The organism is Micromonospora sp. NPDC005194, assembly GCF_040608335.1.
Lineage (GTDB): Bacteria > Actinomycetota > Actinomycetes > Mycobacteriales > Micromonosporaceae > Micromonospora.
Genome location: NZ_JBEXIA010000009.1, coordinates 190,467 through 206,129 on the forward strand (window position 1 = coordinate 190,467; position 15,663 = coordinate 206,129).

Here is a 15,663-nt window from a genome sequence, read left to right on the forward strand (position 1 = left end):
GATCGCGGGAGTGCCCGCGGGACGGGGGACGGGCTGATGCCACAGGGACAGCCGAGCGTGGTGCCCGCTGACGGGTTGACGACCCGGCAGCGGCGGCACCGGCCACTGCTGATCGTCCACACCGGACAGATGAAGGGGAAGTCGACCGCTGCCTTCGGGTTGGCGTTGCGGGCGTGGACCGCAGGCCTGCCGGTCGGGGTGTTCCAGTTCGTCAAGAGCGCCAAGTGGCGGGTGGGGGAGGAGAACGCCTTCCGGGCGCTCGGCGAGGTGCACGAGCGTACCGGCCAGGGCGCGCCGGTGGCCTGGCACAAGATGGGCGAGGGCTGGTCCTGGATCCAGCGCGGCGGCGAGGCCGACCACGCCGTGGACGCCCTGGAGGGCTGGCGGCAGATCCAGCGCGACCTGGCCGCGCAGCGGTACGGGTTGTACGTGCTGGACGAGTTCACCTACCCGATGAAGTGGGGTTGGGTGGACGTCGACGAGGTGGTCGCCACCCTGGCCGACCGCCCCGGCTTCCAGCACGTCGTCATCACCGGCCGGGACGCCGACCCGCGCCTGATCGCCGCCGCGGACCTGGTGGCCGAGCTGACCAAGGTCAAGCACCCGATGGACGCCGGCCAGAAGGGCCAGAAGGGCATCGAGTGGTGAGCGCGCCCTGGGCGCTGCCCCGAGTGGTCATCGCCGCGCCGGCCAGCGGCCACGGCAAGACCACCGTCGCCACCGGGCTGCTCGCCGCGCTGCGCCGTCGCGGCCTGACGGTCAGCCCGCACAAGGTCGGCCCGGACTACATCGACCCCGGCTACCACGCCCTCGCCGCCGGGCGGCCCGGCCGGAACCTCGATCCGTTCCTGGTCGGAGCCGAGCGGATCGCCGGTCTGCTGCGCCACGGCGCGAGCATCCCGACGCCCGCCGACATCGCCGTGGTGGAGGGTGTGATGGGCCTGCACGACGGCGCGGTGGGCCGACGCGACTTCGCCTCCACCGCGCACGTCGCCCGCCTCCTCGACGCGCCAGTGGTGCTGGTGCTGGACACCACCGCGCAGGGTCGCTCGGCCGCCGCGCTGACCCTCGGCATGGCCGCGTTCGACCCGGCGGTCCGCATCGGCGGGGTGATCCTCAACCGGGTCGGCTCGCCCCGGCACGAGACCCTGCTGCGCGACGCCCTCGCCGAGGTGGGCGTACCGGTGCTCGGGGCGGTCACCCGCGCCGCCGAGGTCGCCGCGCCGGCCCGGCATCTCGGGCTGGTCCCGGTCGCCGAGCGGGCGCCCGAGTCCCTCGCGATCGTCGCCGCCCTCGCCGAGCTGGTCGAGGCCACCGTGGATCTCGACGCCGTGCTCGACCTGGCCCGCACCGCCGCGCCGCTGACCACCCCGGCGTGGGACCCGGTCGCCGCCGTCGGCGGGCCGGCCGGCCACGAACGCCCGCTCGTCGCGCTCGCCGGTGGTCCGGCCTTCACCTTCTCGTACGCGGAGACCGCCGAACTGCTCACCGCCGCCGGGGCGGACGTGGTCACCGTCGACCCGCTGCGCGACCCGGCGCTGCCCGCCGGCACCCGCGCGGTCGTGATCGGCGGCGGGTTCCCCGAGGCGTACGCGGAGGCCCTCGCGGGCAACGGCACGCTCCGGGCCGAGCTGGCCGACTTCGACGGGCCGATCGTGGCCGAGTGCGCCGGGCTGCTCTACCTCGGGCAGGCCCTGGACGGCGTACCGATGTGCGGTCGGCTGGACCTCACCGCCCGGATGACCGGCCGGCTCACCCTCGGCTACCGCGAGGCCCTGGCCGTCACCGACTCCCCGGTGGCCCGCGCGGGCGAGCCGGTACGCGGCCACGAGTTCCACCGCACCACCACCGACCCCGCTCACGGCGAGCGGCCGGCGTGGCGCTGGAACGGCACGGACCACGGCTTCGTCGCCGGCCGCGTGCACGCCTCCTACCTGCACACCCACTGGGCCGGTCACCCCGCCGCCGCCCGCCGGCTGGTCGAGGCGTGCCGATGAGCGCCGACGCCACGCTGACCGGCGTCGGTGTCGGGCCGGGTGACCCGGAACTGCTCACCGTCAAGGCCGTGCGGATCCTGCGCGCGGCCGACGTGGTGTTCGTACCCGTGATGGCGGACCGGGTCGCGCCGAGCGCGACCGCCGGTGCGACGCCGCCGGGCGCGCAGGCCGGGCGGGCCGAGGCGACCGTCCGGGAGTACGTGCCGGCGGACCGGCTGCGTCGGCTGCCGTTCGCCCTCGACGACCGGGGTGGGGTGACCGCCCGCCGGGCGGCGGCCTGGGACGACGCCGCCCGGAGCGTGCTCGACGCGGTCGACGCGGGCGCGCGGTCCCTCGCGTTCGCCACCATCGGCGACCCCAACGTCTACTCCACCTTCGGCTACCTGGCGCAGAGCGTCCGCGCGCTGCGCCCCACCGTGCGGGTGGCGACAGTGCCCGGCGTGACCGCCATGCAGGAACTGGCCGCCCGCAGCGGCATTCCACTCTGCGAGGGACGCGAACCGCTGACGCTGCTGCCGGCCACCGCCGGTCTGGCGCTGTTCGCCGCCGCCCTCGCCGGGCCGGGCACCGTTGTCGCCTACAAGGGCTGGCGGCGGCACCCGGAGCTGCTCGCCGAGCTGCGCCGGCAGGGCCGCCTCGCCGACGCGGTGCTCGGGCGCAGCCTCGGCCTGCCCGGGGAGAGCGTCGGCGGAGTCGACGACACCGCGCACGACCTGCCGTACCTGTCGACGCTGCTGGTGCCCGCCCGCCGCGACCACCGAGGAGGAAAGCTGTGACCAGCAACGGCAAGGTGTGGTTCGTCGGGGCCGGCCCGGGTGCGGCGGACCTGCTGACCCTGCGGGCAGCCCGGGTGATCGCCGCGGCGGACATCGTGATCTGGGCGGCCAGCCTGGTGCACGCCGACGTCCTCGACCACGCCCGCCCCGACGCGGAGATCGTCGACTCGTCGCAGCTGCCCATCGAGGGCGTGCTCCCGCTCTACCAGCGCGCCGCCGAGCAAGGACTCACCGTGGCCCGCATCCACTCCGGCGACCCGGCGCTCTGGGGCGCCGTCCAGGAGCAACTGGACCTGTGCCGAACGCTCGACCTGGCCGTCGAGATCGTGCCCGGAGTGTCGTCGTTCACCGCCGTCGCGGCACTTGTCGGGCGGGAGCTGACCGTGCCCGAGGTCGCCCAGTCGGTGATCCTCACCCGCCTCGAAGGGGGCAAGACCCCGATGCCGCCCGGTGAGCGGGTCCGCGACTTCGCCCGGCACGGCACCACCATGGCGCTGTTCCTCTCCGCCGCCCGCTCCGGTCAGGTGCAGGCCGAGCTGCTGGCCGGCGGCTACCCGGCGGACACCCCGGCCGTGGTGGCGTACCAGGCGACGTGGCCCGACGAGCTGGTCGTGCGCTGCACGGTCGGCACCCTGGAGGCCACAGTCAAGCAGCACAAGCTGTGGAAACACACGCTCTTCCTGGTCGGGCCGGCGCTGGCCGCCGAGGGCACCCGCTCGCACCTGTACCACCCCGGGCACTTCCACACCTTCCGTCGAGCCGAGCCGGTCGCCCGCGCGGAGCTGCGCCGCCAGACCGGCGGTCGCGCCGGGGGAACAGGCACCCCGTGACGTACGCCGAGCCGCCGCTGCGCGAGCCGGACCTGCCGCGTACGGCGAAGGTCCGGCCCACCGCGCTGCGGACGGGTTGGACCACCGGGGCCTGCGCCACGGCCGCGGCGAAGGCCGCCGTCTCGGCGCTCGTCACCGGGGTTGCCCCGCCGGAGGTGGAGATCGGGCTGCCCGCCGGGCGGCGGGTGCGGTTCCCGGTCGAACGCTGCGAGGTGACCGGCAACCCACCGGCGCGCGCCGAGGCGGTGGTCGTGAAGGACGCCGGTGACGACCCGGACGTCACCCACGGCGCCGAGCTGACCGCCACCGTGGACTGGACCGACGTCCCCGGGCTGCGCCTGGCCGGCGGTCCCGGCGTCGGCACCGTCACCAAGCCGGGCCTCGGCCTCGCGGTCGGCGGCCCGGCCATCAACGACACCCCACGTCGCATGATCGGCGAGGCGGTGGCCGAGGTCGTCGACCTCACCGAGGTCGGTGTCCGCGTGGTCATCAGCGTGCCCCGGGGCGAGATCATGGCCCGCAAGACCACCAACCGCCGGCTCGGCATCCTCGGCGGCATCTCGATCCTCGGCACCACCGGGATCGTCCGACCCTTCTCCACCGCCTCCTGGCGGGCCAGCGTCGTCCAGGCCGTGCACGTGATGGCCGCCCAGGGCGAGCGGACCGTGGTGCTGTGCACCGGCGGGCGTACCGAGCGGGCCGCCCGCGCGCTGCTGCCCGAGCTGCCCGAGGTGTGCTTCGTCGAGGTGGGCGACTTCACCGGCGCCGCCGTCACCGCCGCGGTGGGCGACGCGATGACCGGGGTGGTCTTCGTCGGCATGGCCGGCAAGCTCGCCAAACTCGCCGCCGGAATCCTGATGACCCACTACACCCGCTCGAAGGTGGACCTGTCGCTGCTCGGCGCGGTGACGGCCGACGCCGGTGGCGATCCGGCGCTGGTCGCCGCGGTGACCGAGGCGAACACCGGGCGGCACGCGTACGAGCTGTGGGAGGCCGCCGGGCTGCTCGGCCCGGCCGGGGACCTGCTCTGCCAGCGGGTCGGGCAGGTGCTGCGGCGCTTCGCCGGGCCGACGGTCACCGTGGACGTGGCGATGGTCGACTTCGCCGGCGCGCGGGTGGTCGCCTCGTCGGGCCGGTGGCCGCGATGAGCCGGGCGACCGCGGCGGCCGCCGACCCGCTGGCGAACCTGGCGGCCCCGGACGCGTTGGTGACCGTGGTCGGGTTGGACGCGGCCGGAGCGCCACCGCACCCCGCCCTCGCGCCCGCGCTGGCCGGGGCGGGGCTGGTCGTCGGAGCGGCCCGGCACCTGGCCACCGTTTCCGTGCCGCCCGGCGTGGACACCGTCGTCCTCGGGCCGCTCGCCCCGGCCGTACGGCGGCTGAGCGTCGCCGTGGCCGCCGGGGTGCCGGCCGTGGTGCTGGCCAGCGGCGATCCCGGCCTGTTCGGCATCGTCCGGCGGCTGCGTACGGCCGGGCTGCCCCTGCGGGTGGCGCCGGCGGTCTCCAGTGTGGCCGCCGCGTTCGCCCGTGCCGGGCTGCCCTGGGACGGTGCAGCCGTGGTCACCGCGCACGGCCGCGACCCGCGACCGGCCCTGAACGCCTGCCGGGCGCTGCCCCTGGTCGCGGTGCTCACCGCGCCGGGCGTCGGCGCGGCCGAGCTGGGCGCCGGACTGATCGGCTGGTCCCGCCGGCTGGTGGTCGCCGAACACCTCGGCACCGACGCCGAACGCGTCCGGGCGGTGACCCCCGAGCAGGCCGCCGCCGGCACCTGGTCCGACCCGCACGTCCTGCTCAGCATCGCCGACACCGCACCCGCCGGATTCGTGCCCACCGACGTCACGCCCGACCGGGTCGCAACCGGTGGGATGCGCGCCGACAACCAACCCGCCGCCGCGCCGGCCGGTGGCTGGGCGTTGCCGGAGGACCGGTACGCCCACCGCGATTCCATGATCACGAAGTCCGAGGTGCGTGCTCTCGTCGTCGCCCGGCTGCGGCCTCGTCTGGGCCGGCTGGTCTGGGACGTCGGCGCGGGCAGCGGCTCGGTCGGCATCGAGTGCGCGTTGCTCGGCGCTGCCGTGCTCGCCGTCGAACGGGCCCCCGCGTCCGCCGCGACGATTCGGGACAACGCCGCGACGCACGCCGTCGACGTGCGGATCGTCGTCGGGCGGGCCCCGGAGGCGCTGGCCGGGTTGCCCGAGCCGGACGCGGTCTTCGTCGGCGGTGGCGGTGTCGACGTCCTCACCGCCGTGGTGGCCCGCCGACCCGAGCGGGTGGTGCTCACGCTGGCCGCGCTGGACCGCGTCGCGCCGGCCGTGGGCCTGCTGCGTGCCGCCGGCTACACCGTCGAGGGCAGCCAGCTCTCCGCCGCCCGCCTCGCCGACCTGCCCGGTGGGTCGATCCGCCTCGCGGCCACCAACCCGGTGGTCGTCCTCACCGGGGAGCGCCCGTGACCGACCAGAACCCGCCCGCCCGGATCGGCCTGGTGGCGGCCACCGCCGCCGGTCGCCGGCATGCCGACACCCTGACCGCCGCGTGGCCGCACGCCCGGCTGGTCGAGGGGGAGACCGTCGCCGACGCGCTGCGCAGCGCCTGGGCCGGCTGTGACGCGGTGATCGCGTTCCTGGCCACCGGGGCGGTGGTGCGCATCCTCGCGCCGCTGCTCGACGACAAGCGCACCGACCCGGCCGTGGTGGTCGTCGACGAGGCGGCCCGGCACGCCGTGGCGCTGCTGGGCGGTCACGCCGGCGGGGCCAATGCCCTCGCCGAGCAGGTCGCCGCGCTGCTCGACGCCCGACCGGTGATCACCACCGCCACCGACGCGGTCGGCCTGCCGGGGCTGGACACCCTCGGCTGGCCGGTGCAGGGCGCGGTCGCCGCGGTGTCCCGGGCCATCCTGGACGGTGAACCGGTCCGGCTGATCGCCGACGCCGACTGGCCGCTGCCCGCCCTGCCCCCGAACGTCTACGCCGCCGCCGCTCCGGCGACCGTGGCCACCGGCGCCGCCGTAGGCGGGGCCGGCAGCGCCGGCGGCCACGAGGACACGCCGGACGACGGGTACCGGCTGCTGGTCACCGACCGGGTGGTGCCCTTCGACGGGCGCACGGCCGTGCTGCGACCGCCGTCGCTGGTCGCCGGCGTCGGCGCGAGTCGGGGCGTGCCGGCCGCCGAGGTGGCGGAGCTGCTGCACCGGGTGCTGGCCGAGGCCGGCCTCGACCCGGCGAGCCTGCGCTGCCTGGCCAGCGCCGACGTCAAAGCCGGCGAGGCGGGCATCCGCAGCACCGCCGACGCCCTCGGCGTACCCCTGGTGACCTGGCCGGCGACGCGGCTGGCAACTGTCGACGTGCCGCATCCCAGCGAGGTGGTCCGCGCCGCGGTCGGCACGCCGAGCGTCGCGGAGGCCGCGGCGCTGCTCGGACCGGACGGCCGATCCGACGACGCGACGCTGCTGGTCGGCAAGACCGCGACGGCGATGGCCACCGTCGCGGTGGCCCGGCACGCACCGCGCGGCCGGCTCGCCGTCGTCGGCCTCGGGCCGGGCGCCGCCGACCTGCGGACCCCCCGCGCGGTGGCGGAGCTGCGTCGCGCGGCGGTGGTGGTCGGCCTGGACCAGTACCTCGACCAGGTGCGGGACGTGCTGCGGCCGGGCACCCGGGTGCTGTCCAGCGGCCTCGGCGCGGAGGAGGCCCGGGCCCGCGCGGCAGTCGCCGAGGCCGCCGCCGGTCGGGCGGTCGCGCTGATCGGCTCCGGCGACGCCGGGGTGTACGCGATGGCGAGCCCCGCCCTGGAGTACGCCGACGAGCGGATCGACGTGGTGGGCGTGCCCGGGGTGACCGCCGCCCTCGCCGCCGGGGCGCTGCTCGGCGCGCCGCTCGGCCACGACCACGCCTACGTGAGCCTGTCCGACCTGCACACCCCGTGGGAGGTCATCGAGCGGCGGGTGACCGCCGCCGCCGAGGGTGACTTCGTGACGCTGTTCTACAACCCGCGCAGCCGGGCGCGCGACTGGCAGCTCGGCAAGGCACTCGGCATCCTCGCCGCGCACCGGCCACCGGACACCCCGGTCGGCGTGGTGCGCAACGCCAGCCGCCCCGGCGAGCGGGTGCACCTGGCGACGCTGGCCACGCTCGACCCGGCCATCGTCGACATGTACAGCCTCGTCGTGGTCGGCAACAGCGACACCCGGTTGGTCGCCGGCCGGATGGTCACGCCCCGGGGGTACCGGTGGCGATCGTGACCATCGGCGCCTGCCAGGGCTGCGGCGCCTGCCTGCTGACCTGCCCCACGCACGCGATCCGGCCGGTCGCCGGCGGCCTGACGGTACGCGCCGACCGCTGCACCGGCTGCCTGGAGTGCCTGGAGATCTGCCCGGTCGACGCGATCCGCGTCGCCGAGCCCGACCCCTGCAAGGGAGCCCGATGAGCCGGGTGGTGCATCCGATCGAGGTCGAGTCGTACCGCATCCTGCGCGAGCGGGTCGACCTGTCGCACCTGCCGCCGCTGAGCCGAGCGGTGACCGAACGGGTGGTACACGCCAGCGCCGACCTCGCGTACGTCGACGACCTGGTCTGCGACGAGGCCGCCCTGGAAGCGGGGCTGGCGGCGCTGCGCGCCGGTGCGCCAGTGGTCACCGACGTGGCGATGGTCGCCGCCGGCATCACCCGCGCCGGCCTGGAGCTGGTCTGCCCGGTCGCCGAGCCGGCCGCCGCCGAGCTGGGCCGCGCGGCCGGCATCACCCGCTCGGCGGCCGCCGTGCGGATCGCGCTGGACCGGGTCGGCCCCGGCGCGGTGTGGGTGGTCGGCTGCGCGCCCACCGCGCTCGTCGAACTGCTCACCCTGGACGCCACGCCCGCGCTGGTCGTCGGCCTGCCGGTCGGCTTCGTGGGCGCCGCCGAGTCGAAGGCGGCGCTGCGGGCCAGCGGCCTGCCCGGGGTGTCCAACGTGGGCGAGAAGGGTGGCTCGGCGGTCGCCGCCGCCGCCCTCAACGCCCTGCTCTACACCGAGGAGAGGTCATGACCGGTCTGGTCATCGTCGGGCACGGCACGCGCAGCGCTGCCGGGGTCGACCAGTTCGCCGCGCTCGTCGAGCGGGTCCGCCGTCGCGGTGACGTCGCGGACGTCGAGGGCGGCTTCATCGAGCTGTCCCGTCCACCGCTGACCGACGCGGTCGGCGCGCTCGTCGCCCGCGGCCACCGGAAGCTGGTGGCGTTGCCGCTGGTGCTCACCGGCGCCGGGCACGGCAAGGGCGACATCCCCGCCGCCATGGGACGCGAGCAGCAGCGGCACCCCGGGCTGACGTACCGCTACGGGCGTCCGCTCGGCCCGCACCCGCTGCTGCACACGGCCCTCGAAGAGCGCATCGACGCCGCGTTGGCGGGTGCCGACCGGGCCGGCACGGCGTTGGCGGGTGCCGACCGGGCCGGCACGGCGCTGGCGGGTGCCGACCGGGCCGGCACGTGGGTGGCGTTGATCGGGCGGGGGTCCACCGACCCGGACGCCAACGCCGAGGTGGCCAAGGTCGCCCGGCTGCTCTGGGAGGGACGCGGCTACGCGGGTGTCGAGCCGGGCTTCATCTCGCTGGCGCAGCCGTCGGTGCCGGAGGTGCTGGACCGGTTGCGCCGGCTCGGCGCGCGGCGGATCGTCGTGGCGCCGTACTTCCTGTTCGCCGGGGTGCTGCCCGACCGGATCGTCGCCCAGTCGGCGGAGTTCGCCGCCGCGCACCCCGACCTGGACGTCCGGGTCGCCGAGGTGATCGGCGACTGTGACGCCCTCGCGGATCTGGTGCTCGAACGCCACGCCGAGGCGCTGGGCGGGGACATTCGGATGAACTGCGACACCTGCGTGTACCGGGTGTTGATGCCCGGCTTCGCGGACAAGGTGGGTCGCCCGCAACGCCCGCACGACCACCCCGACGACCCGGTCGGCCATCACCACCACGGCCACGCTCACCACGGGCACGACCACCACGGGCACGACCATGGCTCGGTCGCCGTTGTGGGCGGCGGGCCGGGGCCCGACGACCTGATCACGGTACGCGCAAAGGCCGTGCTCGACGCCGCGGACGTCGTGGTGGTCGACCGGCTCGCCCCGCAGGGGCTGCTCGCCGGGCTGCGCCCCGACGTGCTGGTCATCGACGCCGCGAAGGTGCCCCGTGGCCCGTCGATGGCCCAGGACGCGATCAACGCGGCCCTGGTGTCGCACGCCAAGGCCGGTCGCCGGGTGGTGCGGCTCAAGGGCGGCGACCCGTACGTCTTCGGACGCGGCCACGAGGAGGTGCAGGCCTGCGCGGCGGCCGGCGTACCGGTGACGGTGGTCCCGGGGGTCAGCAGTGCCCTCGCCGCGCCGGCCCTCGCCGGCGTGCCGGTCACGCACCGGGGTGTGGCGCACGAGGTCACCGTGGTCTCCGGGCATCTGCCGCCCGGGCACCCCGACTCGCTTGTCGACTGGGCGGCGCTGGCCCGCGCCCGGGGCACCGTCGTGCTGCTGATGGCCGTGGACACCATCGCGAAGATCGCGGCCGTGCTGGTCGAGCACGGTCGGGCTCCGGAGACCCCGGTGCTGGCCGTGCAGGACGCCGGTCTGCCCGGCCAGCGGTCCGTGCCGGCCCGACTGGACGAGATCGGCGCGGTCGCCGCCCGCGAGGGCATCGGCCCGCCGGCCGTCTTCGTGCTCGGCCCGGTGGTCGCTCTCGCGGCCACCGGGCCGAGCGCCTGACGGCTACTCGCTGCGGGCGGTCTCCGGCCCGGTGATGCGTTGCAGCAGCGGCAACGTGGAGGCGATGACGCCGAGGCAGGCGACCAGCCCGACGACGACGATCACGTAGAAGCGCGGCCCCGGCGCGACCAGCGTGTAGTCCATCTGTGCCCGCAGGAACAGATGCGCGGCGAGCAGGCCCATCCCGATGGCGAGCGCGGCGACGGCGAGCATCGGTACGGCGCTCTCCAGCGCCACCACCCGTCGCAGGACCCGCACCGGAGCGCCGCTGAGGCGCAGCAGGCTGAACGGACGGCGGCGTTCGGTCAGGCCGCCGATGACGCTCACCGCGAGGCTGCACCCGCCGAGCGCGAGGCTGGCGATGATGATGACGTTGGCCAGTTGTTCCCAGCCGCGCAGCGTGTCGGCGAAGTCCGACTCGAAGTCGCCGGGCACGTTCGGCCCCACCCAGAAGGTCGGGAAGGCGACCTCCAGCACGGTGCGGACGCGCTCGATAGCGGCAGCGGAGCCGTCCGTGCCCACGACGACCGAGCTCACCGGCAGCCGCTGGAGCTCGTCGAGCGTGATCGACGCCGCGCGCCACTCCGTTGTGGACGACGCCGACTCCTGCCAACGGCTCAGACCCATCGGCACCTCGATGACGACGGCGCCCTGGGCGCACCTGCCGTACGCGCTCGGCAGGTCGGCGCAGGCGATCACCCCGCCCTCGCCGCCTGTGTTGATGTCCGGGGCTTCCCGGATGGCGGTCGCGGACCGCACGCCGGTGATCGCGTGCAGTTCGGCGAAGAGCGTGTCGGGCACCGACGTCGTCTTTTCGTCGAAGACGGTGGTGACAGTGCCCGCGTCGGTCGAGCCGATCGGGGCCGGGCCGCGTTCGTCGACGATCGTGGTGATCACACCGACGGCGACGCTGGTGACGAAGAGCGCGAGCATGATCCCGCTGATCGCCCGGAAGCCGGCCTTCGGGTTGTCGGCGAGACGCCGCGCGGCGATGAGCGTGGCCGGGCGGTTGGCGTACCGGGCCATCACCCGCGCGCCGACCATCGTCAACCATGGGCCGGCGAAGACGAGACCGGCCATGATGAGCAGCAGGCCGGGCAGGAACACCGCGGTCTGGCCGTCGGACGTCTCGGGCCGGTAGCCGAGGGCGAACACCAGCACGGCGACGCCGAGCACCATCGGAATCAGCCGGTACGCGCGCGGCGCCCGGGGGGTGACCCGTCGGGTGACGCCCAGCGGCGAGATCCGGACCCGGCGTAGCGAGACCTGGGCGGCCAGCGCCGCGCCGGCCGGGACGCCGAGCGCCACGAGCAGAACGTTCAGCAGGCCCAGCGACATGTCGCCGGGGAAGAACGGCATGCCGGTGAACGGGATGCCCGCGAGCGTGTCGCGGAAGGCGTAGAACAGGCCGAAGCCGACGGCGGTGCCGGCGACAGCGGCGGCGGCCGCCTCCACGGCGGCGACCGTCGAGATCTGCCGGGGTGTCGCGCCGACCAGGCGCATCGCGGCGAAGCGCTGCTCCCGGCGGGCGGCGCTGAGCCGGGTGGCGGTGCCGATGAAGATCAGCACCGGGAAGAGCAGTCCACCGGCGATCACGCCCAGAATGAGGTTCACCGTGGTCTCGGGGAGGGCGGGCTTGTCATCGAGGTGGTCGACCTGCCGGGAGTTGGGCAGCTTGGCGACGCTGTCCGGCGTGCCGCCCACGATGGCGAGCAGGGTGTCCGGTGAGGTCAACCCGGACGGTCCGACGGTGCCGAGGTCACGCCCCGGGTATCGGTCGGCCAGGTGGTCGGCCGGCTGTGCCGCGAACAGTTCCCGCAGCGCCGGCGAGACGTAGAACTCGCCGGGGCCCGGAGTGGTCGGGATGCCGGCCGGGGTGGGCGCGTTCGATCCGGTGGCGGCGACGTCGATCCGGAGGATCGGCTTGCCGTGGAAGAAGTCGTCCCGGGTCGACCACCACAGTGGATCGGCGGCACCGGCGGTGGAGGCCTGGGGATAGATCGACGCGTACCGGGTGAGCTGGGCGTCGACCGCGTTGACCCCGGCGAGGGTGGTCAGCAGCAGCCCGCTGCCGATGGCGACGGCGGCGGCGATGACGATCAGGCGGGTGAGCGCCTCCCGGCCGCCGGCCACGGCGAGGCGGAGCCCGAAGCGGATCACGACGCGATCCGGTCCGGCGCGTTGACGCGTCCGTCGCGGACCATGACCTCACGGTCGGCGTACGCGGCGATTCTGGGTTCGTGGGTGACCAGGATGACCGTGGTGCCCTGCTCGCGGGCGGCGCCGACCAGCAGGTCCATGACGTGCTCGCCGGTGAGCGAGTCGAGCGCGCCGGTCGGCTCGTCGGCGAAGAGCACCCGCGGCTCGGCGACCAGGCCCCGGGCCAGGGCGACGCGTTGCGCCTGCCCGCCGGACAACTCGCCCGAGCGCCGCTGCTCCAGGCCGTCCAGGCCGAGGCGCGCGAACCAGGCGTACGCCTTGGGCAACGCCTGCTTGCGGTGTACGCCACTGAGCAGCAGGGGCAGGGCGACGTTCTCCACCGCGGTCAGCTCGGGGACGAGTTGGCCGAACTGGAACACGAAGCCGAACCGGTCGCGACGCAGGCTGCTGCGCTGGGTCTCGGGCATGGCGTCGACCCGGGCCCCGTCGAAGAGGATCTCGCCGGAGCTGGGCACGAGGATGCCCGCCAGGCAGTGCAGCAGAGTGGACTTGCCCGAGCCGCTGGGGCCCATGACGGCGAGGATCTCGCCCGCCTCCACGGCGACGCTGGCGCCGCGCAGGGCGGGTGTCTGGCCGAAGGCGAATTCCACGTCCCGTGCTTCGATCACGACGCTCATGGCCGCACCTCTTTCCGCAGGGCGTCCAGGCGGGCGCCGGTCATCTCGATCCACCGGAGGTCCGCCTCCAGGTGGTACAGGCCGTGGTCGGCGAGCAGCGCGTCGACCAGGCTGCCGGCGCGCTTGATCTCGGTCAGCTCACGCATCCGCTGCAGGTGCGCGCTGCGCTGGGTGTCGAGGTACTCGGCGGCCGGCCGGTCGAGCATCAGCGCGAGCACGACCTTGGCGAAGAGCACCGTCTGCAGGTGCGGCTCCGGGTCGACCGGCTGGGTCAGCCACTGCTCGACCTCGGTCGCGCCGACGTCGGTGATGACGTAGCGCTTGCGGTCGGGGCCCGAGCCGGGCGCGACGTCGCTGATCACCACCTTGCCGTCGCGGGCCAGGCGGCTGAGGGTGGAGTAGACCTGGCCGAACGGCAGTGGCTTGCCCCGACCGAAGAACGCGTCGTAGTCGCGCTTCAGGTCGTAGCCGTGGCTGGGCTCCCGTTCGAGGAGGCCGAGAAGGGTCAGAGGCACGCTCATGCCAGGAGACTACCCCGAGGGTATACCTCGCGTATATACCCTCGGGGTGTTCTCGGTTGGCCCCTTGCTCAGGGCATGGCGTGCGGAGGTCAGCCCAGCAGGGCGCGGGCCAGGGCGTAGCCGGTGGTGGCCGCGGCGAGCCCGGCCGCGACGCTGCCGAGCACGTTGGCCAGCGCGAGCAGCCGATGACCACCCTTGGTCAGCCGCAACGTCTCGTAGCTGAAGGTGGAGTAGGTGGTCAGGGCGCCGCAGAACCCGGTGCCGAGCAGCGCGCTGACCGCGGGGTCGACCGGCCACCCGACCAGGACGCCGAGCAGCAGCGACCCGACCACGTTGACGCTGAACGTGCCCCAGGGGAACGCCGAGGCGTGGCGGGACTGCACGGCCCGGTCGGTGAGGTAGCGCAGCGGCGCGCCGACGGCCGCCCCCAGGGCGATGAGCAGCACGGTCATCGGGCGACCCGGCGTCGCAGCAGTCCGGTGGCGGCGGCGTCGCCCAACCCGACCGCGACGAGCGCCCCGAGCACCGTCGCGGCCAGGTACGCCAGCGCGACGCCCGGTGCGCCCGCCACGAGGGCCTGCTGGACGTCGACCGCGTAGGTGGAGAACGTGGTGAACCCGCCGAGCACCCCGACCCCGAGGAACGGGCGGGCCAGCGGGTGCCCACCGCCGAGGTGCCCGAGCACCGCCATCAGCACACCGATCAGCAGGCAGCCGGACACGTTGACGCCGAACGTCGCCCACCCGAAGGCGGTCGGCGCGTGCGGGGCGACGTGTTGCAGACCGGCCCGGGCCAGCGCGCCGAGCGCCCCGCCGGCCGCGATCACGGCGAGAATCGTCGCGGGGTGCGCGGTCAGCTCGCGGCGGTCGGCGGGGACCCGCAGGTCGACGTCGGGGTCGGTACGCGGCTCGAACGGCTCTGGCACGGCTCCTCAGCGTAGTGCCGGCGCCAGCCGGCGTTGACGCACCGCCGGCGCTGGCCGCCTTCACGCACCGCCGGCGCTGGCCGCCTTGACCCGCTGCCGGCGCTGGCGGCCTCAACCCGCAGCCGGCGCCGGCCGGTGTCAACCCGCTGCCGGCGCGCGGCGGCGTCAACGCGCCGCCTTCGTCAGCGAACTGCCGCGACGGCGGCGTCCGGGCCGCCTCGCCAGACCGTGCCGACCTCGCTGAAGCCGGCTGCGGTGAGCGCGGCCAGGTGCCAGGAGACCGGTGGGTTCCACTCGGGGCTGTGCCCGGTCGGGTAGATGGCGTGTCGTTGGGCGACCAACGGGGCGAGCGCCGGGTCGGCGCCGGCCCGCTCCCACCAGTCCGACCAGGACAGCATCGCCCCGGCGGCGTACCGGGCGTTGCGCCGGTCCCGGGCCCGATCCATCAGCCGCTTGGTCAGCTCCGGCAGGGTGTCGTCTGGCATGTGGTCGGCGTTGACGAAGACGCCGCCCGGTCGCAGCACGTCGCGCAGCTCGGCGTAGAGCTGCCCGAGTCGGTCGGCCGGCAGCCAGTGCAGGGCGGTGGCGGTGAGCACGGCGTCGTACTCCTGGTGCGGGAGCGTGGAGCGCCATTCGGCGGCGCCGAGGTCGGCGGTGATGATGGTGGCGCGGTCGGCCAGCGAGGCGCTGGCGATGGCGAGCAGCGCCGGGTCGAGGTCGACCAGGGTCGCCTCGGCGGCGGGGAAGCGAGCGAGGGTCCGCAGCGAGATGGTGCCGGTGCCGCCGGCCAGGTCGAGCACCCGCGGCGGCCGGCCGTCGAGGACCGCTTCGACGGTGTCGAGCATGGCGGTGAACCGGTGTTCCCGGTCCGGGAGGTAGGCCTCCTGCTGGCGGTCCCAGCTCTCCTGCCAGGCCCAGGGATCCGCGATGTAAGGACTCATAGCGATCAGGCTAGTTACGGGCCCAGGGCGTTGCGCCCTCACCGGGCCGGCGGGAGTGGTGCGCGCCGACCAGGCCGGCGGCGCGGGGCATCGCCTCCACCGCCTCGAACGGTTCGGTGCGCGGATAG

The 15,663-nt window shown here is 75.3% G+C and carries 16 protein-coding genes; 10 read left to right on the top strand and 6 right to left on the bottom strand.

The genetic code is table 11. The features are described 5' to 3' along the window. Positions 1 to 36 precede the first annotated feature (36 nt). From cobO to cobA, 10 genes are read left to right on the top strand one after another with little or no spacing between them, the layout of a single operon-like run. Complete coding sequence (gene cobO, locus ABZU53_RS10705; RefSeq protein WP_354863061.1) at positions 37 to 648, top strand: cob(I)yrinic acid a,c-diamide adenosyltransferase; 612 nt, start codon at positions 37 to 39, stop codon at positions 646 to 648. Continuing rightward, positions 642 to 1,997: a cobyrinate a,c-diamide synthase gene (locus ABZU53_RS10710; RefSeq protein ID WP_354863063.1), complete on the top strand. Its 1,356-nt coding sequence runs from the start codon at positions 642 to 644 to the stop codon at positions 1,995 to 1,997. Before cobO ends, ABZU53_RS10710 begins: the two co-directional genes overlap by 7 nt. Further along, a complete protein-coding gene (cobI, locus tag ABZU53_RS10715; RefSeq protein WP_355065291.1) occupies positions 1,994 to 2,773 on the top strand; it encodes a precorrin-2 C(20)-methyltransferase in 780 nt (259 codons plus the stop codon). The genes ABZU53_RS10710 and cobI overlap by 4 nt, the downstream gene beginning before the upstream one ends. Further along, positions 2,770 to 3,603, top strand: a complete 834-nt coding sequence (gene cobM, locus ABZU53_RS10720) for a precorrin-4 C(11)-methyltransferase (RefSeq protein WP_355065293.1) — start codon at positions 2,770 to 2,772, stop codon at positions 3,601 to 3,603. Before cobI ends, cobM begins: the two co-directional genes overlap by 4 nt. Further along, positions 3,600 to 4,751, top strand: coding sequence for a cobalt-precorrin-5B (C(1))-methyltransferase (locus tag ABZU53_RS10725; RefSeq protein WP_355065295.1), 1,152 nt, complete (start codon positions 3,600 to 3,602; stop codon positions 4,749 to 4,751). Before cobM ends, ABZU53_RS10725 begins: the two co-directional genes overlap by 4 nt. Further along, entirely contained in the window at positions 4,748 to 6,052 is a 1,305-nt protein-coding gene (gene cbiE, locus ABZU53_RS10730) for a precorrin-6y C5,15-methyltransferase (decarboxylating) subunit CbiE (protein WP_355065297.1), read from the top strand. Before ABZU53_RS10725 ends, cbiE begins: the two co-directional genes overlap by 4 nt. Then, complete coding sequence (gene cobJ, locus ABZU53_RS10735; protein WP_355065299.1) at positions 6,049 to 7,836, top strand: precorrin-3B C(17)-methyltransferase; 1,788 nt, start codon at positions 6,049 to 6,051, stop codon at positions 7,834 to 7,836. The genes cbiE and cobJ overlap by 4 nt, the downstream gene beginning before the upstream one ends. Continuing rightward, positions 7,824 to 8,021 carry a 4Fe-4S binding protein gene (locus tag ABZU53_RS10740; protein WP_355065301.1) on the top strand — a complete coding sequence of 66 codons (198 nt, stop codon included), beginning with the start codon at positions 7,824 to 7,826 and terminating at the stop codon, positions 8,019 to 8,021. Before cobJ ends, ABZU53_RS10740 begins: the two co-directional genes overlap by 13 nt. Further along, a complete protein-coding gene (locus tag ABZU53_RS10745) occupies positions 8,018 to 8,614 on the top strand; it encodes a precorrin-8X methylmutase (RefSeq protein WP_354862230.1) in 597 nt (198 codons plus the stop codon). Before ABZU53_RS10740 ends, ABZU53_RS10745 begins: the two co-directional genes overlap by 4 nt. Beyond that, the gene (cobA, locus tag ABZU53_RS10750; protein WP_355065303.1) at positions 8,611 to 10,311 is read left to right on the top strand and encodes a uroporphyrinogen-III C-methyltransferase; all 1,701 of its coding nucleotides are present in this window, start codon (positions 8,611 to 8,613) and stop codon (positions 10,309 to 10,311) included. The genes ABZU53_RS10745 and cobA overlap by 4 nt, the downstream gene beginning before the upstream one ends. 3 nt (positions 10,312 to 10,314) lie before the next feature. Here cobA and ABZU53_RS10755 read toward each other — a convergent pair whose 3' ends face one another. The 6 genes from ABZU53_RS10755 to ABZU53_RS10780 all read right to left on the bottom strand — a co-directional run bounded on the left by ABZU53_RS10755 (position 10,315) and on the right by ABZU53_RS10780 (position 15,535). Then, positions 10,315 to 12,471, bottom strand: a complete 2,157-nt coding sequence (locus tag ABZU53_RS10755) for an FtsX-like permease family protein (RefSeq protein WP_355065305.1) — start codon at positions 12,469 to 12,471, stop codon at positions 10,315 to 10,317. Next, entirely contained in the window at positions 12,468 to 13,148 is a 681-nt protein-coding gene (locus ABZU53_RS10760) for an ABC transporter ATP-binding protein (RefSeq protein WP_355065307.1), read from the bottom strand. The genes ABZU53_RS10755 and ABZU53_RS10760 overlap by 4 nt, the downstream gene beginning before the upstream one ends. Then, positions 13,145 to 13,669 carry a PadR family transcriptional regulator gene (locus ABZU53_RS10765; RefSeq protein WP_354862237.1) on the bottom strand — a complete coding sequence of 175 codons (525 nt, stop codon included), beginning with the start codon at positions 13,667 to 13,669 and terminating at the stop codon, positions 13,145 to 13,147. Before ABZU53_RS10765 ends, ABZU53_RS10760 begins: the two co-directional genes overlap by 4 nt. 89 nt (positions 13,670 to 13,758) lie before the next feature. Continuing rightward, entirely contained in the window at positions 13,759 to 14,121 is a 363-nt protein-coding gene (gene crcB / locus ABZU53_RS10770; protein ID WP_354862238.1) for a fluoride efflux transporter CrcB, read from the bottom strand. Beyond that, the gene (locus ABZU53_RS10775; RefSeq protein ID WP_354862240.1) at positions 14,118 to 14,594 is read right to left on the bottom strand and encodes a CrcB family protein; all 477 of its coding nucleotides are present in this window, start codon (positions 14,592 to 14,594) and stop codon (positions 14,118 to 14,120) included. The genes crcB and ABZU53_RS10775 overlap by 4 nt, the downstream gene beginning before the upstream one ends. Positions 14,595 to 14,776: 182 nt before the next feature. Continuing rightward, entirely contained in the window at positions 14,777 to 15,535 is a 759-nt protein-coding gene (locus ABZU53_RS10780; RefSeq protein WP_355065309.1) for a class I SAM-dependent methyltransferase, read from the bottom strand. Positions 15,536 to 15,663: the final 128 nt, after the last annotated feature.